We start from the raw sequence: 20,604 nt of genomic DNA, 5'->3' as shown, positions 1-20,604 counted from the left end.
GCGGCTGTTTTATTAGTGAATTATATTTTAATAATTAATTAAATGCCAAGCGCTTCGCCCGGCAATATCACGATCGCCCTGAGCAGGGAGCTAAAGCGGCAGGCGGATGGTGACGGTGGTTCCCTGGTCGGGGGCACTGTCCAGCGTGAAGCTGCCGCCATGCAGCTCGACCAGCCGGCGGGCCAGCGGCAGGCCGATGCCGATGCCGTCATGCTGGCGCACCAGCGCATCGTCGAACTGCACGAAGGGGGTCATCGCCTCGGCCAGCCGGTCTTCGGGAATGCCGATGCCGGTATCGGCAATGCGGATTTCCAGCCAGTGCTTCGGTGTCACACGGGCGGCCAGCGTAATCGCTCCGCCTGCCGGCGTATGGCGCAGCGCGTTGGACAGCAGCTGGTCGAGAATCTGGCGCAGGCGGTCCGGGTCGCAGGGCAGCGGCGGCAGGTCGTCCGCGATATCGGCAGTGAGGGTCACATTCAGGCGCTTGGCTGTCTCGCCATGATGCCGCAGGCAATCCGTCAGCTCCTGCCGGATGTCGAGGGGCGTGCGGGAGAGTGTCAGCATCCCGGCCTCGGCCTGCGAGACCTCCAGGATCTGGGTGATGGTCTGCAGGGCGCGGGTGCCGCTTTCGTGGATATGGTCGATATAGGCCTTGTGCTTCGGGTTGCCGATCGGCCCCAGCACCTCGCTGCGCAGCATGTCGGAAAAGCCGATCACGGCATTCATCGGCGTGCGCAGATGATGGCGGAGCTGCGCCAGGGTCAGCCATTTGTTGCTCTGCGCCAGAGCCAGTTCCTGCCGGGTCGCTTCCAGCCGCCGGTGTTCCCGGTCCAGCGCGGCTTCCAGGCGCAGATTCTGCAATAGCCGGCGGCTGTAGAAGGCGGAGATCACCCCCAGCATGATGGCGTAGAACAGCACCTGCCCCGCCATCGTCAGATAGACCGGCTGCTGAAGGGTCAGCAGGGAGGCGGAAAGCGGCAGGGTGGCCCCCAGGAGAAAGCCGAGATAGGCCGGCTGATACCAGCACAGGGCGGTTATGGCGCCGGCGGTCATGCCGGCGATCATGAAGCCGGCAAAGGCAAAATCCGCCTCGGTGCCGGCCGGCAGCAAAAGCACCGGAAGGCACCCCCAGCTGAGGCCGCTCAGCGCTGCGCCCACAGTGAAGACATGCAGTTTCCGCCTCACCGGCCAGGCCGACCGCAGCATCCAGTGCGACAGGAAAAGCCGGGCGACATTGAGGGCCGCCATGCCGGCGATCCAGCCGAGCGTGGTCGCGGTCGGCAGGGTTTCCCGCAACACCAGGACGGAGAGCAGCGCAACGACGAGGTTGGACAGGATGGTCGCGCGGTTCCGCAACAGCCCTTCTGCCTGTTGCGGGGCGATATCCGGCGCTGCTTCGGGATTAGGCACCTGGCTGGTCCATCGCGTATGTCGTTGCGGGGTGGCCGTCGGGAGATGATCGAAGCACGCTAGAGTAGAAGAGTTGAGCGTTTGTTAATAGCCGGGGCGAAAAGCTTGACGGGACGGCGGGGCCCGAACCCCACCGTCCCGCCCGTTACCCGGTCGCGCTTCAGGCGGTACGCACGCGGTTCAGGAAGTTGCCCATCTCGTTACGCAGCTTGGCTGCCGTACGGGACAGTTCCTTGGCGCTTTCCAGCACCTGGCTGGCCGCCGACCCGCCCTCGGACGCGGCCTGGCTGACCTGCACGATGGCGCTGGAGACCTCCTGCGTGCCGGCCGAGGCCTGCTGCACATTGCGGGCGATCTCGTCGGTCGCGGCGCCCTGCTCTTCGACGGCGGCGGCAATGGAGGAGGCAATCTCCCGGCTTTCGCCGATGACATTGGCGATCTCCTTGATCGCATCCACCGTGCGGTGGCTGACTGACTGTACCTCGCCGATCTGCAGGGTGATGTCCTCGGTCGCCTTGGCGGTCTGGCTGGCCAGGTTCTTCACCTCTGAGGCCACCACCGCGAAGCCCTTGCCGGCTTCACCAGCGCGGGCGGCTTCGATCGTCGCGTTCAACGCCAGAAGGTTGGTCTGCTCGGCGATCTCCTGGATCAGGTTCACCACTTCGCCGATCTTTTGGGTGGCGGCCACCAGCCCTTCGGCGGTGGTCTGGGTCTGGTTGGCGTTGCTGACCGCGCGGTCGGCGATGCTGGAGGACTGGCTGACCTGGCCGCCGATCTCGCGGACCGAGGCGGCCAGCTCCTCGCAGGCGGTCGCCACGGTCTCGACATTGGCGCTGGCCTGGTTGGCTGCCGCGGACACCGTATTGGCCTGGCTGTTGGTCTCGTCCAGGCTGGCATTCAGCGTTTGCGCCGCGGTTTCCAGCTCCGTCGCCGCCGCCGAGACGATGCTGACGATGCTGCCGACATTCTCCTCGAAGCTGTCGGCCAGCGCGATCATCGCCTGGCGTTTTTCCTCGGTGGCGCGGGTCGCATTCTGCTCGCGTTCGGCTTCCAGGCGCTGGCGTTCCTGCGCGTTCGCCTTGAAGATGTCGAGTGCGCGGGCCATGCCGCCAACCTCGTCGCCCCGCCCGGTATAGGGTGTGTCGCCGTCCAGCCGGCCGTTGGCGACTTCGACCATCAGCCCACTCAGCCGGCCCAGCGGCGCGGTGGTCCGACCCATCAGCACCACGGCGATCAGCCCGCCGATCACCAGAACCACGCCGCTGGCCGTCAGGATGGCGACGATCATCTCGTTCAGCGTGGCGTTGATGGTGGATTTCAGTACGCCGGCATAGAGGATGCCGATCACCTTGCGCTCCGGGCCGAAGATCGGCTCGTAGATGGTGTAGTATTCCTTGCCCAGGATGGTGGCCTCGCCGTTATAGGTCTCGCCGCGCAGCATGTAGGGATAGACCGCGCCATTCTTGCCCAGCGGCGTGCCGACGGCGCGCTGGCCGTCATCCTTGATGATGTTGGTGGAGCGGCGGAAGAAATCCTCCTTCGCCGGGTCCCAGGCGAAGACGGTCGCGGTCTCGCCGGTCAGCAGGCCGATCTCGTCGATCATGTCGTGGTTCGGAAACTCCGGGATGGCCGGCAGGGTGAGGGCCGACACCCGGCCTTCCTTGCTGACCGTGAAGCGGGTTTCCGGGATCGCCTTCCGCAGCAGCACGGCAGCGGTGCGCAGGCTGGCATTCTGCCGGGCGATCACCTGGCTGGCGATGTCCTGTTTCAGGATGTAGGCCGTGGTGCCGCCGACCGCGAGCACAGACAGCGCGATGAGGCAAAGGGTCAGGGTGACCAGCTTGCCGCGGAGAGAGAGGCTGAACCTGTTCTTCAATGTCTTGTCTCCCGTCAGGAGTGATTGTTCGGGCTAAGGCTATTTCCAGTCCCTGACCGATAAGCTGCAGGTTGAATTTCTTTTGTTTTTTAAAGGTTTGTTAAAGTCGCGCAAAATTAGATATCAGCCTATTCTTAATTTTTCTTAAACATGTCCGGCGCTGCTCTTCAGAGCCTGCTGCCCACGGCAGACTCCGGACACGGAAAGGGCGCCGGCAGTGCTGCCGGCGCCCTTCTGTTGCGGTGTCAGATGGAGTGTTGATCAGGCCGCGCGCCTTAGGCCGCGCGAACCCGGGCGAGGAAGCTTTCCATCTCGGTCCGCAGCTGGGCGGCGGACTGGGAGAGTTCCTGCGCGCTGGACAGCACCTGGCTGGCCGCCGAGCCGCCTTCGGATGCGGCCTGGCTGACCTGCACGATGGCGCCCGAGACCTCCTGCGTGCCGGCCGAGGCCTGCTGCACATTGCGGGCGATCTCCTGGGTTGCCGCGTCCTGCTCCTCCACCGCCGAGGCGATGGCCGAGGCGATTTCCCGGCTCTCGTTGATGACCTGGGCAATCTCCTTGATGGCGCCGACGGTGCGCTGGGTACCGCCCTGCACCTCACTGATCTGCAAGGTGATATCCTCAGTCGCCTTGGCGGTCTGGCTGGCGAGGTTCTTCACCTCCGAGGCCACCACGGCGAAACCCTTGCCGGCCTCGCCGGCACGGGCCGCCTCGATGGTGGCATTCAGCGCCAGCAGGTTGGTCTGCTCGGCGATCTCCTGGATCAGGTTCACCACCTCGCCGATCTTCTGGGCGGCGGCAAACAGGCCTTCGGCGGTTTCCTGGGTCTGTTCCGCCGTGCCGACCGCGCGTTCGGAGACGCGGGAAGACTGGCTGACCTGGCTGCCGATCTCGCGGACCGAGGCCGCCAGCTCCTCGCAGGCAGTGGCCACCGTCTCGACATTGGTGCTGGCCTGGGTCGCCGCCGCCGCGACCGTGCTGGCCTGGGCGTTGGTCTCCTCCAGGCTGGCGTTCAGCGTCTGCGCCGCCGCCTCCAGCTCCGTCGCCGCCGCCGAGACGATGCCGACGATGCTGCCGACGCTCTGCTCGAAACTGTCAGCAAGCTGCAGCATCGCCTGACGCTTTTCTTCCTCGGCCCGCGCCTCGCGCTCGGCCTGTTCCGCCTCCAGCCGCTTGATCTCGATGGTGCGCTGCTTGAAGGTGCGGAAGGCGAGGCCGACCTGACCCACCTCGTCACGGCTGCGCACATCGACATCGATGCTGGTGTCGCCCTCGGCAAGCCGCAGCAGCGCATTGACAACCTGCGACAGCGGACGGGTGATCTGGCCGCGTACCAGCCAGGCGGCGATGCCGAAGCCCAGTACGGCGCCGGCAATCGACAGCGCAGCCATGAGCTTCAGCGCGAACTGCTCATGCGCATAGGCGGTTTCCATGGCCTCCGCGGTGAAGCTGTCCAGCTTGTTGATCAGCGCGACGAACTGCTTGTGCAGGGTTTCCTCGCTGGCCAACACACCAGCCAGCATGCCTTCCGCCTGCTCGATACGGCCCTCGCGCAGGGCCGTGGTGATGTCGCGAACCTGATCGGACAGGATGACGAAGTTGCGGTCGATGGCCTCCAGATCATGCAGGGCGGAGCCGTATTCTTCCGCTTCCGCCGCATTCTTGGCGTTCGCGATGGCCGCTTTCGCCAGATCCTCTGCCGCGCGGATTTCCGCATAGACCTTCGGTGTCAGTTCCTCCAGCGCCGCGATGGCGTTCTGCAGGCTGGTGGCGTTGGCATCGGACCGCAGGCCGCCGAGACGGGTCACCCGCTCCAGCAGCACTGCCTGTTCCAGCTGATGTTCGGAAACCTTGTGGACCATCGAGGTCAGCGGCATGTCGTTGCGCACGACCGACTGCATTTCCTCGCCGATCAGTGAGAGCTGCCAGACGGCGGCACCGCCGACGGCGAAGGTGAAGGAAATGCAGAGGCCGACAATGGCCAGCAGTTTCTGCATGACGGAGAGGCTGCGGCCGTCGCGCCGGGCGCGGACGGGGCTGCCTGACAGGGCAATATCGCTCATGTTCATGAACTCCTCAGAAGGGAAAATTATTCCGACATTTTGAGGCTTTATCGCCGGAATTTTCTCGATAATAATTCGCAATAAAAATTAAAATTTTATTAACGATAAGATTATATTCACAGTAAAAAATGCTTAATATTTGTGCTGTTGCAGGCTAATTGGTCATCATTTCTGATGATTATTATCCATTTCAGAGTTTATGTTTTGGTTTTTGCAGATTAAAAACGGGCTGCACTTCATAAGTGTGACGATGCACAATATTTCTTGTGATGGGAGGCGTCGGGCTGTCACGGCATGCTTGACCTGCTATCTATTACGCCTGCCCGCTACATCTGGATCACCCGGATCGCAAAAAAAGGACAACACGGTATGAGCGTGCTGGTCACCGGCGTTGCCGGCTTCATCGGCTTCCATCTGGCGGCGGCGCTGCTGCGCGCCGGGCAGCGCGTGGTCGGCATCGACAATCTGAACGATTATTACGACCCGGCGCTGAAGCGCGCCCGGCTGGCCGCTCTGCCGAAAGGCGATTTCCGCTTTATCGAGGCCGACCTGGCAGAGGCGGCAGGCGTGCGCGCGGCATTGGCCGGCGAGGGGCCGTTCGAGGCGATCGTGAATCTCGCCGCGCAGGCCGGCGTGCGCTATTCGCTGGAACATCCGGAAGCCTATGTGCGCAGCAACATCCAGGGCTTCCTGACGGTGCTGGAACTGGCCCGCCATAGTGAACAGCCGGTACATCTGGTCTATGCCAGCTCGTCCTCCGTCTATGGCGCGAACAAGAAGCTGCCCTTCGCGGTGGGCGACCCGACCGACCGGCCGGTCTCCTTCTATGGCGCGACCAAGAAGGCGAACGAGGCGATGGCCTATTCCTATTCCAGCCTGTACGGCATCCCGGCCACGGGGCTGCGCTTCTTCACCGTCTATGGCCCGTGGGGCCGGCCTGACATGGCGCCCTGGCTGTTCGCCGACGCGATCTTCGCCGGCCGGCCGATCAGGCTGTTCAACCGGGGGGAGATGGCGCGTGATTTCAGCTATATCGACGATGTGATTGCCGGAGTGATGGCCGCCATTGCCCGTCCGCCGGCAGCGGACGAGGCGGGCGTGCGCCACACGCTCTATAATCTCGGCAACAGCCGGCAGGAGCCGCTGCGCCGCTTCCTGTCGGTGATGGAACAGGCCGCCGGGCGCACGGCGATCATCGAGGAACTGCCGATGCAGGCCGGCGATGTGACCGCCACCCATGCCGATATCGCGGATAGCCGCCGTGACCTTGGCTACGACCCGGCCACGCCCATCGATGAGGGCGTGCCGCGCTTCATCGACTGGTTCCGCCAGTACAAGGGCGTATGAAAAAGGCCGGCGGGATGATCCGCCGGCCTTTCCACTTTCGTCTGCTGCCTGCACTCAGTGCAGGGTCTTCAGCACATCGCCCAGCGTGCCGAACATCTCGTCGATGTGGCTCTTTTCCAGGATCAGCGGCGGGGAGAGGGCGATGATGTCGCCGGTGGTGCGGATCAGCAGGCCCTTCTCATAGGCCTTAGTGAAGGCCTCCATGGCGCGCGCCGTCGGCTTGCCGGGGATGCCCTCCAGCTCAATGCCGGCGATGATGCCGAGATTGCGCAGGTCGATGACCGGGCCGGTGCCCTTCAGCGAATGCACGGCATCCTCCCAGTAGGGCGCCAGTTCGGCGGCGCGCTCGAACAGCCCTTCTTCCTTATAGACGTCGAGCGTGGCGAGGCCCGCGGCGGCGGCCAGCGGATGGCCGGAATAGGTGTAGCCGTGGAACAGCTCGATGGTGCCTTCCGGCGCCTTGTCCATGAAGGTGTCGTAGATGCCCTGCTTCGCGAACACCGCCCCCATCGGCACGCAGCCGTTGGTCAGCCCCTTAGCGGTGGTGATGAGGTCCGGTTTCACGCCGAAATGTTCGGTGGCGAAGCTGGAACCCAGACGGCCGAAGCCGGTGATGACCTCGTCGAAGATCAGCAGGATGCCGTGCTTGTCGCAGATCTGCCGCAGCTTCTGCAGATAGCCCTGCGGCGGGATCAGCACGCCGGTCGAGCCGGCCACCGGCTCCACGATGACGGCGGCGACGGTGGAGGCGTCGTGCAGGGCGACGATGCGCTCCAGCTCGTCGGCCAGATGCCCGCCCCAAGCCGGCTGGCCGCGCGTGAAGGCCTGGTTTTCCGGGCTGTGGGTGTGCGGCAGATGATCGACGCCGGGCAGCAGGCTGCCGAAGAATTTGCGGTTGGCGACGATGCCGCCGACCGAGATGCCGCCGAAGCCGACACCGTGATAGCCGCGTTCGCGCCCGATCAGCCGGGTCCGCGCACCCTCGCCGCGCACCCGGTGGTAGGCGATGGCGATCTTCAGCGCGGTATCGACCGATTCCGACCCGCCGCCGGTGAAGAACACCCGGTCATAGCCGGGCAGCATGGTGGTCAACCGGCTCGCCAGCTCGAAGGACAGCGGATGGCCCATCTGGAAGGACGGCGCGTAGTCCAGCTTCTCCGCCTGCTTCTGGATCGCCTTTACGATCTTCTCGCGGCGATGGCCGGCATTCACGCACCACAGGCCGGCGGTGCCGTCCAGGATGCGGCGGCCATCGGCGGTGGTGTAGTGCATGCCCTCGGCCTCGACCAGCATGCGCGGGTTCTTCTTGAAGGCGCGGTTCGCGGTGAACGGCATCCAGAAGGATTCGAGATCGTTCGGACGGGTGATGTCCTGATAGTCGGTGTCCATTGTCGGCAGCTCCCTGTCTAGTGCCTTTGATCGATGATTACCGCGTTGCTGACCTATAGGTAAAGTGCCGCCACTCATCGGGCATGGCAGGCTTGCATCCACGCCGCGCCAGACCGAGATATGATCGGCACGCTGATCCGAGGAAATCGCCATGACCGAGCTTTCTTACATCCTGCCGCCGCGCCGTCTGCTGAAGGTTTCCGGCGAGGACCGGCAGAGCTTCCTGCAGGGGCTGGTGTCCAACGATGTGGCGAAGGTGACGCCGGACCGCGCGCTCTGGTCGGCGCTGCTGACGGCGCAGGGCAAGTTTCTGCACGATTTTTTCATTGCCGAGCAGGACGGGACCTATCTGCTGGATGGGGAAGCCGACCGGCTCGACGATCTGAAACGCCGGCTGTCGCTCTACCGGCTGCGCGCCAAGGCCACCATCGAGGTGGTGGAGGATATGCAGGTCGCCATCGCCTGGGGGGATGATGCGCTGAAGGCGCTGGGCCTGCCGGATGAGGCGGGGGCCGCTGTACCCTTCGGCGGCGGTGTCGCCTTTGCCGATCCGCGCCTGGCCGGGGCGGGCGCGCGGCTCTACCTACCCGATGTCGCGGCGCTGGAGGCGGCCGGGTTCGCCGTGGGCGATCCGGCGGCCTATGACCGGTTGCGGATATCGCTGGGCCTGCCGGATGGCAGCCGCGACATGCAGGTGGACAAGGCGATCCTGCTGGAAAACGGCTTCGACGAGCTGCATGGCGTCGACTGGAAGAAGGGCTGCTATGTCGGCCAGGAGCTGACGGCGCGCACGAAATATCGCGGCCTCATCAAGAAGCGGCTGCTGCCGGTCGGCATCGCCGGGCCGCTGCCGGAGGCCGGCGCGATCATCGAGGCGGACGGCAAGGAAGCCGGCGAGATGCGCAGCGCCGTCGATGGGCCGGACTTCGCGGTCGGCCTCGCCCTGCTGCGGCTGGAAGCGCTGGAGAGCGGCGCAAGGCTGACCGTCGGCGACACGGTGCTGACGCCGCTGACGCCGGATTGGGTCGTGCTGCCGGAGAAGAAATCCGCCTGACGCCGGTTTGCCCTACGCAACCTTTCTCGGGTGCAACGGGTCGTTACGGCAATCGCGATTGACCCGCCCTCCCTGCCGTGGTGTCTGCGGATATTCGGATATCTTGCGGATCATCGCGGTGCTACAGGCTGACTCTCTCTTTTCGATACATCTCAGGCCGTCATTCCCGGTCTTGTACCGGGAATCCAGGGTTCAGCCTGCTCGACCGACGATCCAGCAGGCCGAAGCCTGGACCCCCGCAATAAATGCGGGGGTGACGGGTGGAGTAGGTGGCGGTGTCCCTGCGATGAGACGGCATGTGCGGATTCTCGCAGCGGGGCAGGAATCGTGACGGCGGCTTCGGACACAGCTTCAGTATCTCCCGGGCGCGGGCCGGTCATCGGTGCGGCGATGATGGTGTGTTCCTGCGCGCTGATCGCCGCGACCAGCCTGATGGCGAAGGCGCTGGGGCCGCTGGGCAGTGCAGCGCTGGGGATCGAGGGCACGCCGCTGCATCCGATGCAGGTCAGCGCCGGGCGCTTCGGCTTCGCCTTCCTGGCGCTGCTGCTGATCCTGACGGTCTGGCGGCCGCGTTTCCACGGCATCCAGTGGGGCACCCATGCCGCGCGCAGCACGGTCGGCTGGGCCGGCGTGTCCTGCATGTTCGCCGCCGCCGCGCATATGAATCTGGCCGACGCCATGGCGATCAGCTTCCTCAGCCCGATCTTCACCATGATGCTGGCGATCCCTTTCCTGGGGGAGAAGGTGGGCCGCTGGCGCTGGCTGGCCGCGGCCATCGCGCTGGCCGGCGGCATGCTGATCGTGCGGCCGGGCACGGACGCCTTCCAGATCGTGGCGCTGGTGGCGCTGTCCGCCGCCCTGCTGATGGGGGCGGAGGCGATCCTCATCAAGCGGCTGACCAGCCGCGAGCCGCCCTTCCAGATCCTGGTGGTGAACAATGGCATCGGCGCCGCCATCGCGCTGACGGCGGTGCTGTTTGTCTGGCTGCCGCCGACGCCCGCGCAATGGGGCGTGATGGCGCTGATCGGCGTCACCATGCTGTGCGCCCAGACCTTCTTCCTGCAGGCGATGCGCCGGGCCGAGGCCAGCTATGTCATCCCCTTCTACTACGCCACCCTGATCTTCGCGACCTTCTACGATTTCGTGGTGTTCGGCGACCTGCCGGCCTGGATCAGCGTGGCCGGTGCCGCCCTCATCGTCAGTGGCGCGCTGCTACAGGTCTGGCGCGAGAAGCTGGCCCGCGAACGCAAGGCTGCTGCAGCATAGTTCCCCCTCACCCAGCTTCGCCTAATCTCGGCTATCGCCTCGATAAGGCTGCGCAACCCTCTCCCTCCAGGGGAGAGGAAAAGAAGGGGGCAGCTTTGTAACCCTCTCCCCTCGCGGGAGAGGGGGGTGAGCGACAGCGAGCCGGGTGAGGGGGCAACCTGAAAAGGCTGCAACGAAAGCGTAACCCTTGCGGCCTTGCATGGCGGGGGGCTTGCGGTAATCCTGCCGGCCTGACCGACCGGAGGAGTGCCCGCGCGCCATGAGTTCCGTTCCCCGCCATTCTGTCCTCGACATCTTCCGGATCTTCCTCCGGCTCGGCTGCACCTCCTTCGGCGGGCCGGTCGCGCATCTGGGCTATTACCGGCAGGAATTTGTCGTGCGGCGCGGCTGGCTGGACGAGCAGACCTACGCCGACCTTGTGGCACTGTCGCAGTTCCTGCCGGGCCCCGCCTCCAGCCAGACCAGCTTTGCCATCGGCACGCTGGCGGGCGGGCGGCTGGGCGGCATTGCCGCCTGGATCGGCTTCACCCTGCCTTCGGCGGTGGCGATGGCGCTGTTCGCCTATGGCGTGATGGCGCTGGGCGAGACGCAGGCGGCCTGGCAGCAGGGCGCGCTGAAGGGGCTGAAGCTGGTGGCGCTGGCGGTGGTCGCGCAGGCGGTCTGGGGCATGGCCAAGTCGCTCTGCCCGGACCGGGAGCGTGCGACGCTGGCGGTGGCGGCGGCTTTGATCGTCGTGTTGTGGGCGGGATCGGTGGCGCAGATCGCCGCCATCCTGCTGGGGGCTGCCGTTGGTGCCGCGCTGCTGAAGCCGGCGGCGGGCAATGGCGCCCGACATGTCGCCGCCCCCTATGGGCGCGGGTTCGGCTGGCTGTGCCTCGCGCTGTTCTTCGCGCTGCTGGCGGGACTGCCGCTGGCGGCGTCGGCGGGGGATTCGCTGATGCTGTCCGCCTTCGACAGTTTCTATCGCATTGGCGCGCTGGTGTTCGGCGGCGGCCATGTCGTGCTGCCGCTGCTGCAGGCGGAGGTGGTGGAGCCCGGCTGGGTCGGGCGCGAGGCCTTCATCGCCGGCTATGGCGTGACCCAGGCGATGCCGGGGCCGATCTTCACCATAGCCTCCTATCTCGGCGCGCTGATGGGCGGCGTGCCGGGGGCGCTGCTGGCAACGCTGGCGATCTTCCTGCCGGGTTTCCTGCTGATCTGGGGCGCGCTGCCCTTCTGGTCGTCCTTAAGGGCGCATCCGAAGGCGCAATCGGTGCTGATGGGGGTGAATGCCGCCGTGGTCGGGCTGCTGCTGGCGGCGCTCTATGACCCGGTCTTCACCACCGCCGTCGCTGGCGCGCCGGATTTAGCGGCGGCGCTGGTCTGCTACGCCGCGCTGCAATTCTGGAAGGCACCGCCCTGGGCGGTGGTGGTGCTGGCTGGCCTCGTGGGCGCCGTGCTCTACAGCCTCTAGCGCGTGGTGCGGCCGTCCAGCGTCATGAGCGGCGCATAGAGTTCCGGCCGGCGGTCGCGGAAGAAGCCCCAGCCGGCACGCTCGGCGCGGATGCGGCCGATATCGAAGCTGGCGGTCAGCACAGTCTCGTCGCTGCGGTTGGCCTCCGCCACCATCTGGCCCTTATGGTCGGCGATGAAGGAGGAGCCGTAGAAGGTGATGCCGGCGGCCTCGCCTTCCTCCCGCCCGATGCGGTTGCTGGCGATCAGCGGCACCATGTTGGCCGCCGCATGGCCGCGCATGACGGTCTGCCAGTGATCCTTCGAATCGAGGCTGGCATCCTGCGGCTCGCTGCCGATGGCGGTCGGGTAGAACAGGAAATCCGCCCCCAGCAGCGCCATGGCGCGGGCGCATTCCGGGAACCACTGGTCCCAGCAGATGCCCACGCCCAGCCGGCCAAAGCGTGTGTCCCAGACCTTGAAGCCGGTATCGCCGGGGTTGAAGTAGAATTTCTCCTGATAGCCCGGCCCGTCGGGGATGTGCGACTTGCGGTAAATGCCGAGGATAGACCCGTCCGCATCCACCATCGCCAGCGAATTGTAATAGGCGTTGTTGGCGCGCTCGAACACGCTGACCGGCAGCACCACGCCCAGCTCCGCCGCCAGTTCGCGGAAACGCGCGACCGCCGGATTCTCGTCGATCGGCTTGGCCAGCGCGAACAGCTCCAGCTTCTGATCGACGCAGAAATAGGGCGTCTCGAACAGCTCCTGGATCAGCACGATGTTGGCGCCGCGCCCGGTCGCCTCGCGCACCAGCTTCTCCGCCGTCGCGATATTGGCCGCACTGTCCCAGGAACAGGCCATCTGGGTGGCGGCAACGGTGATCTGGGTCATGCGTCTTTTCCTCATCCTGTCCCGGGGGCTGTCCCGGGGGCTGTCGCAGGGGCGCCTGCCGGTGATATGGCTATGCCACTGCCTCTTGCAATGATAATCCTCGGTTTGTCAGTCTGTTATCGTCCGGTCACGACAATATCATTGGAATTGAATAAAAATACGTGCGACTTTGCGCATGCAAGTGTGCACACAAGGCGGTGTTATGGCGGAAACGAAGCCGGGCGTTTGGGACCCGGACATGAAGGTAGAGGCGCCGCTGCTGCTGCGGCTCTACACACTCTGGCAGGAGAAATGCCGGGGCGACCTTCTGCCCGCCCGCGCTGACTTCGATCCGCTGGAGATGCGCGACTGCCTGGGGAGCGTGTTCCTTGTCGAGGCACTGCCGGAGGATGACGATTTCCGCTACACGCTGGTGGGCAGCGAGATCACCAGCGTGGTGCGCCGCGACAGCACCGGCCTGCTGATCAGCGAGGTGTTCGGCGCCGCGGGGCTGGCGCTCTATCGCAAGGTGCGCGACGAACGGCGGCCGATCCGCGTTCACGGGCCTGTCGACTGGCTGGGCCGGGACTATATCGGCTATGAAACCGTGGTCCTGCCGCTGGCCGATGATGGCAGGCAGGTGAACCGGTTCATCGGGGGGATGATCTTCCGTCTGGCGAGCGAACAATAATGCAGGCGATATGGAAGATGATGGTTACATACCGCACGAGGATGTCGAACTCGATACCGAGGTAAGGCTCGAGTCGCCGCGCCTCATTCTGCTGCACGATCTCTGGCGCGGCAAATGCCGGGATGGCCACCTGCCGGCGCGCCGGGACTTCGATCCGCCGGAGATGAAGGAGGTGCTGGGCGCCATCTTCCTGACCGAATATGTGCCGGAACTGGATGATTTTCGTTACACGCTGATCGGCACCGAGATCGTGAAATGGGTCGGCGTCGATAATACGGGCCGTCTGGTCGGCGAGCTTTTCGGTGAGCATGGCCGCTCCTTCTATCGGCTGGTCCGCACCTCCGGAAAACCGGCCCGTATTCATGGCACCGTGCATTGGCGCGACAAGCGGCATGTGCGCTTCGAGCTTCTGGCCCTGCCGCTGGCTGATGACGGGGTGACTGTGGACCGGATCATGGGCGCCACGATCTATTGGCTGGAATCCTTCGCGTGAATTGGCTGCGTTGGCGGTCAAAGCCACTGATTGTGCAAGCCAGTCGCAATATTAAAGGGAGGGAAAGTCCTGGAATATCCTGTGATTTCTTGGTAAATCGCGCGGTGTCGCCTTTATTTACAAAGCTGCGTCCCGCCTTTTTGCGCACGATTAACTGTGCGGGCGAAAAATGATCCAGATAAGTGCGTGTGTTCGTATATATTGAATAAAATTCGATCCAGTGACGCAGAAGGCGCCGCGAGCGTTTGACCATGGCGATGAACGATACCAGCAAGGGCGCCGATACGGTGCCAGGCGCGCTCCCGGCGGAGGATACACCCTCGCTTGTCCACAGCCCCCGCGACGATGCCATTGCGGATTACGGCATGGACATCCAGTCGCCGATGCTGATGCGGCTCTATGAGTTGTGGCGGAGCAGGCGTGTCGGGGGGAAGCTGCCGGCGCGTGGCGATTTCGACCCGGTCGAGATGAAGGAATGTCTCGGAAATATATTTATTCTCGAATATGTCCCCGAACTCGATAATTTCCGCTACACGCTGATCGGCACCAAGATCGTCAACTGGGTCGGCGTGGACAATACCGGCAAGCTGGTGGACGAGATTTTCGATGACCGCATGCGGCAGTTCTACAAGGGGCTGCAATCCCGTCAGGTGCCGGTCCGCACCTCCGGAAAAGTGGTCTGGCGGGGTAAGGACCATGTCGCCTATGAGCTGGTCACCCTGCCGCTGTCCGATGACAAGCAGGTGGTGAACCGCTTCATCGGGGCGATGGATTTCCATATGAAGTGCTGAGCGCTGGCGCGCCTCTTCACGGCATCGGCTCCTGCTGCGTGATGCAATGCACGCCGCCGCCGCCCTCGAACAGGATAGTGCCAGGCACGGTGACGATCTCGCGTTCCGGGAACACGGATTGCAGCGTGGCAATGGCGGGTTCGGCCGCCGAATCGTCATAGATTGGCAGCACCAGCCCCTGCTTCCCGCCCGGCACGCCGGCCAGGTAGAAATTCACGTAAGACATCGGCAGCCGTCCGCCCGTCGCCTCATCCTCGCGCCGTGCTGGCTGTTCGATCTCCACTACCTCCAGCTTGCGGCCCTTCGCATCCGTCGCGGCCTTCAGCGCTCGCAGATTTTCCTGCAGCGTCTCGTAGTCGCTGTCAGCCGGCTCGCGCGTCACCTGTGCCAGCACGAGGCCGGGCCGGGCGAAGCAGGCCACAGTGTCGATATGGCCGTCGGTGCCGACCGGCCCGTAATCGCCATCCAGCCCGCCGGGCAGCCAGATCACCTTCTCCCCACCGGTGGCGGCGCAGAGTTCACGTTCGATCTCGACATGGGTGAGGTCAGGGTTGCGGTTCTGGTTCAGGATCGTGGTCTCGACCGCCAGCAGCGTGCCCTCGCCATCGACGTGGATCGCCCCGCCCTCATTCACCAGCGGCGAGGAGCGGCGGGCGATGCCCTCACGGTCCAGAATCCAGCCGGCCAGCGCCGCGTCGCGCTCATGCGGCTGGCGCTCGCCCCAGCCATTGAACACCCAGTCGGTGCCGGCGATGCCGCCCGTGCCATTGATGACGAAGCTGGGGCCGGTGTCGCGCAGCCAGGAATCGTCGTAGGACGTCTCGATCACTTCCGCAACGCCGTCCAGCAGCTGGCGGGCGTTCGGCGCATCCTCCGGGTTGACCAGCATGCGCACCGGCTCGAACCGGGCAATCGCGCGGGCGACGGCGACGAAGGCGGCATGCGCCTCGCCCGTCTTCTCGCCCCACAGCCGCGTGCCGGCGGGCCAGGCCATCCAGCAGCGCCGGTGCGGGTGCCATTCGCCGGGCATGTAGAAGCTGCCGGTCATCCTTTGTCCTCAGTCATGAATGCATCGAAGGCGCGCCAGAATTCCAGCCGGATGGCATCCCGTTCAAGCAGGATTTCGTGTTCAGCCTCGGGAAAGTCGAGAATCCGGCAGGCCGGCATGTGCCGGGCAAGCTCGTGCTGGGCGGCGCTGCGCACGATGCGGTCGCGCCCGGCGCTGGCGATCAGCACCGGCGTGGCGATGCCGGCGGCATAGGAAGGCCGGCGCAGCAGCGCCATGCTGTCGAAGGCACTGTCCAGCCAGCGCCAGGTCGGGCCGCCCAGCGCGAGATCGGGATCGTCCAGGATGAGCTGCTTGGTGCGCTCGAACCGTTCCCGGTCGCCGGTCAGCGGATTGCCCGCGAAGCGTTTCTTCGCCGGGTCGTAGGGGCCGGTGTTGGGCACATAGGAATCGGGGGCGATATGCACCATCGCGCAGGCAATGGCGCGGCTGATCACGGGCGGCAGGAAGCCCGACCAGATGTCGATCATCGGCGCCACCGCCACGGCGCGGCGGAAATCGCCGCCCCGGTCATGCAGCAGCCGCAGCAGATTGTGCCCGCCCATGGAATGGCCAAGACCGTAGAGCGGCCGCCCCGCCGCCAGCGGCAGCGCGACCTCGTCCAGTAGCTGCCTTGCATCCTGCTGGAAATGGCCGAAATCCAGTACATGCCCCTTGTGCCGGTCGGCCAGCCGCGGGTCCGACTTGCCCTGGCCGCGCCAGTCCAGCACCACGCAGTCATAGCCGCGTGCCGCCAGTTCCCCCACCACCTCCAGATATTTCTCGATGAATTCGGTGAAGCCCGGCAGCACCAGGAAGCAGCCGTGTGCCCCTTCGCGGCGGAAGGTCGCGTAACGCAGCCGCGCGCCGTCGCTGGCGGTCAGCCAGCCGACATTGCCGCCGGCCTGTTGGATTGGGTCTGACATGCTGTTCCTAGCTTTCCGAATCCTGCCGGTAGGGGCTGTATTCCTGGGTCAGCGCCGCGATCTCGCGCTCAACCAGCGGGCGCTCGCGGTCCATGGCGCGGGCGACGGCCTCGGCGAGGCCGGGGTGGGCGATCCAGTGCGCGCTGTAGGTCGGGGCGGGCAGGTAGCCGCGCTGGATCTTGTGCGGTCCCTGCGCGCCGGCCTCCACGCGGGCCATGCCCTGCTCGATGGCCCAGTCGATGGCGCGGTAGTAGCAGGCTTCGAAATGCAGGAACTTCACATGCTCGTCGCAGCCCCAGTTGCGGCCATAGAGCGTGTCGGTACCGGCAAGGTTCAGGGCACCGCAGACCGGTCGAGTGCCATCCTCGCCGAGGAACAGCACGACGCGCTCCCCCAGCTTTTCGCCCAGCAGGTCGAAGAAGCCACGCGTCAGATAGGGCCAGCCCCATTTGCGGTCGATGGTGCTTTCATAGAAGCGGTAGAAGGCATCCCAGTGCGCCGGCTTCAGGTCGCTGCCGCTGTAAGCGGTAATGGCAATGCCGCTATCCTGTGCCTCGCGACGCTCCTTGCGGATCTGCTTGCGCTTGCGGGAGTTCAGCGCGCCCAGGAAATCCTCGAAGCTGCGATAGCCCCGGTTCTCCCAGTGATATTGCTGGCCCATCCGGCGGATCAGGCCGAGATCGCCCATCTGCCGGTATTCAGGCTCGGTCGGGAAGGTGACATGCAGGGAGGAGAGGCCGGCCTGCTCGCACAGCTGCACCAGCGCCGTCACCAGTGCCGGGCGCAGCCGCCCGGCATCTTCTCCGGGGGATACCAGCAGGCGCGGTCCGGTCGCCGGGGTGAAGGGTACGCAGACCTGCAGCTTCGGATAATAGCGCCCGCCCGCGCGCTCGAAGGCGTCGGCCCAGCCATGGTCGAACACATATTCGCCCTGGGAATGCAGCTTGATATAGGCCGGCGCGCAGGCCAGCAGCCTGCCTGCCCCGTCGCGCAGCGCCACATGCTGCGGCAGCCAGCCGGTCGCCTCCGTCCCGACCGAGCCGGACTCCTCCAGCGCCGACAGGAAGGCATGGCTGACAAAGGGATTGTCCGGCTCGGCGCAGCGATCCCAGTCGGCAGAGCCGATCTCGGATATCCGGGCATGGACGGTGGCGGTGAGGCGCTCTTCCGGCGCGTCATCTGGCATGAAGAAAACCTGCGTTGCGGTCACCAGCCCATTAGATCGGTCACCCGGCGCTCTGTGCAAGCGTTCGGTGTGCGCCAGATCAGGGGCGGGTCAGGACTCGCTGTCGCGCAGGGCCAGTGTCAGCTGCGCTGGATCGATCACCGCATCCCGCAGATTGGCGCCGATCAGGTTGGTGTTGTGCAGCTTGGCGCCGGTCAGGTCGGTCTTGGCAAGGTTGGCGCCGGACAGGATGGCGTTGGTGAGGTCGGCGCGCGACAGGTCGGCGCCGGCCAGGTTCGCCGGCCACAGCCGGCCGGTCGGCTTGCCGTCACTGTTCTTGATCTCGACCGAGGCAAGGGTGGCGCCGCGCAGCCGGGCGGTGGTCATGTTGGCGTTGGACAGGTTGACCCCGTCCATCACCGCGCCTTCGAGGTCGGCCCCTTCCAGATTGGCCTCCGACAGGTCCGACATGACCAGCCGGCTGCCGGCCAGGCGCGCGCCCACCAGCACCGCGCCGCGCAGGTCGGCGCCGGACAGGTCGGCGCCGGACAGGTCCTGGCGGCTGAGGTCGGCCTTCGAGAGTTCGGCGCGGACGCCCATCACGCCATCGCTTTCGACCCAGGTGACATGGTCGCGGACGATGTCGTGGATCGAGCGCGACAGGGCACGGCGCGTCTCCGCCATGTTGGCGCCGGTCAGGTCGGCGCCGCCCAGATCGACATTGGTCAGGATGGCGCGGTTCATCTCCGCGCGCGCCATGTTGGTGCGCGAGATCACGGCGCCGGTCAGGTTCACGCCGGTCAGATTGGCATCGGCCAGGTTGGCGCCGGTCAGGTTGGCGCCCGACAGGTCGGCTCCTTCCAGCTGTGCGCCCCGCAGATTGACGCCGGACAGGTTGGCGCCGCACAGCAAAGCACTTTCCAGATTCGCCTCGACCATGGTGGCGTTCGACAGGTCGGCGCCGGACATGTTGGCGCTCTGCAGCATGGCGGCGTCCATCTCCGCGAAACTGAGGTCGGCGCGCAGCATGGTCGCCGGGTTCGCGGGATTGCCGCTGATCAGCGCGCCACCGCGCAGGTCGGCTTCCTTCAGATTGGCGCCGGTGAAGTTGGCGTTGCGCAGATGCGCGCCGCGCAGATCGGCACGGTGCAGCACCGCATTGCTGAGGTCGGCGGCATCCAGATTGACGCAGAACAGGTCGCAATAGCTGAGGTCCGCGCCGGCCAGGATGCAGCGGCTGAGATTGGCGCCGGAGAATTTGGCGGACTGCAGGTTCAGATTGGCGAGGTTGAACCCGGACAGGTTCATGCCCGACAGGTTTGCACGGCCGCCGCCGGGCTTCCGTTCAAGCCAGAATTCGTGACGCTGAATGAGCAGCAATATTTCCTGGGGGGTCATTCAATAATCCGTTCTAGGCCGTTCGCCCCGGGAAACAGAAGTGATGTGTCATCGTCACCAACATTCTCGCGCTGCGCATACTATGTCTTGGTGGCCCGGCCATCAAGACAGACGGGTGTTAATTGATGGTTAAGACCAGCCATCGACCACCACCTTATATATACGTGTGAAAACAGGTTGCTGGCTGTAGAAATGTTCTTCCAGCCGGGCGGTAAGGTGCCGCAGCTTGCAGGTCTCCACCAGATTTGCGAAACCCTCTGTCTCTTCCATCTCCTTCATTGTGATGCCGACGCGCACAAGCGTCGTGTCCTTCAGGGGCTCGCCTTCGCTGTTGCGCAGGAAATAGAGCACGAAGCCGACGGCGGCCGGAACCGGGCTGCTTGCGGCATGATGCGTCACATCCTGCGAAACGCGTTTCGCGATATCCTCGAACTGCCGGCTTATATGCAGCAAGACAGCCTCTCGGCTGTTGCGGTCCTGGTGCTGCGGCATGTGAATCCCCGGGTCGGAATGATGCTGAAGGAGAGCAGATGACGCTATTATAGTATCGTATGCCGCTTTCAACATCCCCAGATTTTTTGTGTATTAGCAGATTCGAACAAGCCTGATTCGCGAAAAAGCATCTTGTTCATTAAGCTTTTTTAAAAATCACCCCCTAAATAAAAAGGTATGTTGACATTGGGCACACAATGTTGCTCGTTAGTTTGTCTAAAAATCGCATAGATTTATCGCAATCTGCTGGCGGGACACGCCAAGTGAAGCGGCCGGGGTGGCCAGACGGAACGTTCATGATTCTTCGCATCGGCGACAGCGGATATTCCGGATGACCGGGGACGCCAGCAGACAACAACCCAGGGACGGTGTGCCCTCGCGGCCGGCGGTCTTCGATCATCCGCTGCTCGGCATGTTCCTGCTGGCCGATGACGGTGCCGGCGGATTCCGGCTGGCCGAGGTGAATACCCGCTTCGCCGCGCTGGCCGGGTTGCCGCCCGAGGCCATGGCCGGCCGGAGCCTCTACGACCTGATGAGCGTGCAGGAGGCGGCGTCCCTGCAGGCGCGGTTCCGGCAATGCCGGGACAAGGGCCTTCCGGTGCAGTGCGAGGAAGTGGTGACGCTGCCGGCGGGAAAGATGTGGTGGCGTCTCGATCTGCATCCCGTTGGTGGAAGCCCGGCTGGGGCGGCGGTTTTCGGCAGTGTCCTCGACCTTAGCGAACAGAAGCGGCTGCTTCAGGTGGTGCGGCAGAGCGAGCGGCGCATCCAGACGCTGGTCGAGGCGGTGCCCGACACGATGCTGCGGATCGACCGGACCGGGCGCGTGCTGGACATCGAGGAGGGCAAGGACAGCGCCCTGTGGATGGCGCCGGCAACGCTCATCGGCCGGCCGCT

18 protein-coding genes are annotated in these 20,604 nt (G+C 64.9%); 8 read left to right on the top strand and 10 right to left on the bottom strand.

The genetic code is table 11. The annotated features are described in order from the left end of the window. Positions 1-90: 90 nt before the first annotated feature. The 3 genes from MK313_RS00510 to MK313_RS00500 form a co-directional block, all read right to left on the bottom strand. A complete protein-coding gene (locus MK313_RS00510; RefSeq protein ID WP_287779432.1) occupies positions 91-1,410 on the bottom strand; it encodes a sensor histidine kinase in 1,320 nt (439 codons plus the stop codon). 160 nt (positions 1,411-1,570) lie between these two features. After that, positions 1,571-3,286, bottom strand: a complete 1,716-nt coding sequence (locus MK313_RS00505; RefSeq protein ID WP_287779429.1) for a methyl-accepting chemotaxis protein — start codon at positions 3,284-3,286, stop codon at positions 1,571-1,573. Positions 3,287-3,561: 275 nt separating this feature from the next. Next, positions 3,562-5,349: a methyl-accepting chemotaxis protein gene (locus MK313_RS00500; RefSeq protein WP_287779427.1), complete on the bottom strand. Its 1,788-nt coding sequence runs from the start codon at positions 5,347-5,349 to the stop codon at positions 3,562-3,564. A 369-nt stretch (positions 5,350-5,718) separates the two neighbouring features. On the opposite strand from MK313_RS00500, the gene MK313_RS00495 reads away from it, so the two are divergent. After that, the gene (locus MK313_RS00495) at positions 5,719-6,696 is read left to right on the top strand and encodes an NAD-dependent epimerase/dehydratase family protein (protein ID WP_008944100.1); all 978 of its coding nucleotides are present in this window, start codon (positions 5,719-5,721) and stop codon (positions 6,694-6,696) included. 54 nt (positions 6,697-6,750) lie between these two features. Here the strand turns inward: MK313_RS00495 and MK313_RS00490 are convergent, their stop codons facing one another. Next, a complete protein-coding gene (locus MK313_RS00490) occupies positions 6,751-8,085 on the bottom strand; it encodes an aspartate aminotransferase family protein (protein WP_008944101.1) in 1,335 nt (444 codons plus the stop codon). Between the two features lie 151 nt (positions 8,086-8,236). On the opposite strand from MK313_RS00490, the gene MK313_RS00485 reads away from it, so the two are divergent. The 3 genes from MK313_RS00485 (at position 8,237) to chrA (ending at position 11,858) form a co-directional block, all read left to right on the top strand. Then, positions 8,237-9,139 (top strand): YgfZ/GcvT domain-containing protein, encoded by a 903-nt coding sequence (locus MK313_RS00485; RefSeq protein ID WP_287779424.1) that lies wholly within the window; start codon positions 8,237-8,239, stop codon positions 9,137-9,139. A 327-nt stretch (positions 9,140-9,466) separates the two neighbouring features. After that, a complete protein-coding gene (locus MK313_RS00480; RefSeq protein WP_244922256.1) occupies positions 9,467-10,405 on the top strand; it encodes a DMT family transporter in 939 nt (312 codons plus the stop codon). A gap of 259 nt (positions 10,406-10,664) precedes the next feature. After that, on the top strand, positions 10,665-11,858 hold the full coding sequence (chrA, locus tag MK313_RS00475) for a chromate efflux transporter (protein WP_287779419.1): 1,194 nt from the start codon (positions 10,665-10,667) through the stop codon (positions 11,856-11,858). Here the strand turns inward: chrA and aguB are convergent. Next, positions 11,855-12,730, bottom strand: coding sequence for an N-carbamoylputrescine amidase (aguB, locus tag MK313_RS00470; RefSeq protein ID WP_287779416.1), 876 nt, complete (start codon positions 12,728-12,730; stop codon positions 11,855-11,857). The two genes, chrA and aguB, sit on opposite strands and share 4 nt — an antisense overlap. 202 nt (positions 12,731-12,932) lie before the next feature. Here aguB and MK313_RS00465 point away from each other — a divergent pair, with 202 nt between their 5' ends. The 3 genes from MK313_RS00465 to MK313_RS00455 all read left to right on the top strand — a co-directional run bounded on the left by MK313_RS00465 (position 12,933) and on the right by MK313_RS00455 (position 14,684). Beyond that, positions 12,933-13,400 (top strand): PAS domain-containing protein, encoded by a 468-nt coding sequence (locus MK313_RS00465; protein WP_008944106.1) that lies wholly within the window; start codon positions 12,933-12,935, stop codon positions 13,398-13,400. A 10-nt stretch (positions 13,401-13,410) separates the two neighbouring features. After that, positions 13,411-13,893 (top strand): PAS domain-containing protein, encoded by a 483-nt coding sequence (locus tag MK313_RS00460; RefSeq protein WP_008944107.1) that lies wholly within the window; start codon positions 13,411-13,413, stop codon positions 13,891-13,893. 251 nt (positions 13,894-14,144) lie between these two features. Beyond that, positions 14,145-14,684: a PAS domain-containing protein gene (locus MK313_RS00455; RefSeq protein WP_287779411.1), complete on the top strand. Its 540-nt coding sequence runs from the start codon at positions 14,145-14,147 to the stop codon at positions 14,682-14,684. Between the two features lie 16 nt (positions 14,685-14,700). Here MK313_RS00455 and MK313_RS00450 read toward each other — a convergent pair whose 3' ends face one another. From MK313_RS00450 to MK313_RS00430, 5 genes are all read right to left on the bottom strand, one after another. Next, entirely contained in the window at positions 14,701-15,732 is a 1,032-nt protein-coding gene (locus MK313_RS00450; protein WP_287779409.1) for an agmatine/peptidylarginine deiminase, read from the bottom strand. Next, positions 15,729-16,655: an alpha/beta fold hydrolase gene (locus MK313_RS00445; RefSeq protein ID WP_287779407.1), complete on the bottom strand. Its 927-nt coding sequence runs from the start codon at positions 16,653-16,655 to the stop codon at positions 15,729-15,731. Before MK313_RS00445 ends, MK313_RS00450 begins: the two co-directional genes overlap by 4 nt. A 7-nt stretch (positions 16,656-16,662) precedes the next feature. Next, complete coding sequence (locus MK313_RS00440; protein ID WP_287779404.1) at positions 16,663-17,841, bottom strand: GNAT family N-acetyltransferase; 1,179 nt, start codon at positions 17,839-17,841, stop codon at positions 16,663-16,665. A 90-nt stretch (positions 17,842-17,931) separates the two neighbouring features. Then, a complete protein-coding gene (locus MK313_RS00435; protein WP_287779401.1) occupies positions 17,932-19,218 on the bottom strand; it encodes a pentapeptide repeat-containing protein in 1,287 nt (428 codons plus the stop codon). 129 nt (positions 19,219-19,347) lie between these two features. Then, a complete protein-coding gene (locus MK313_RS00430; RefSeq protein WP_008944113.1) occupies positions 19,348-19,710 on the bottom strand; it encodes a hypothetical protein in 363 nt (120 codons plus the stop codon). 331 nt (positions 19,711-20,041) lie between these two features. Here MK313_RS00430 and MK313_RS00425 point away from each other — a divergent pair. Beyond that, positions 20,042-20,604, top strand: a 563-nt coding sequence (locus tag MK313_RS00425; RefSeq protein ID WP_287779394.1) for a PAS domain-containing protein, incomplete at its 3' end; no start/stop codon positions are given.

The organism is Oceanibaculum sp. (assembly GCF_022449305.1).
Taxonomy (GTDB): Bacteria; Pseudomonadota; Alphaproteobacteria; order Oceanibaculales; family Oceanibaculaceae; genus Oceanibaculum; species Oceanibaculum indicum.
The sequence above is the reverse complement of the archived record's forward strand: the minus strand, read 5'-3'. Positions and strand labels throughout refer to the sequence as shown.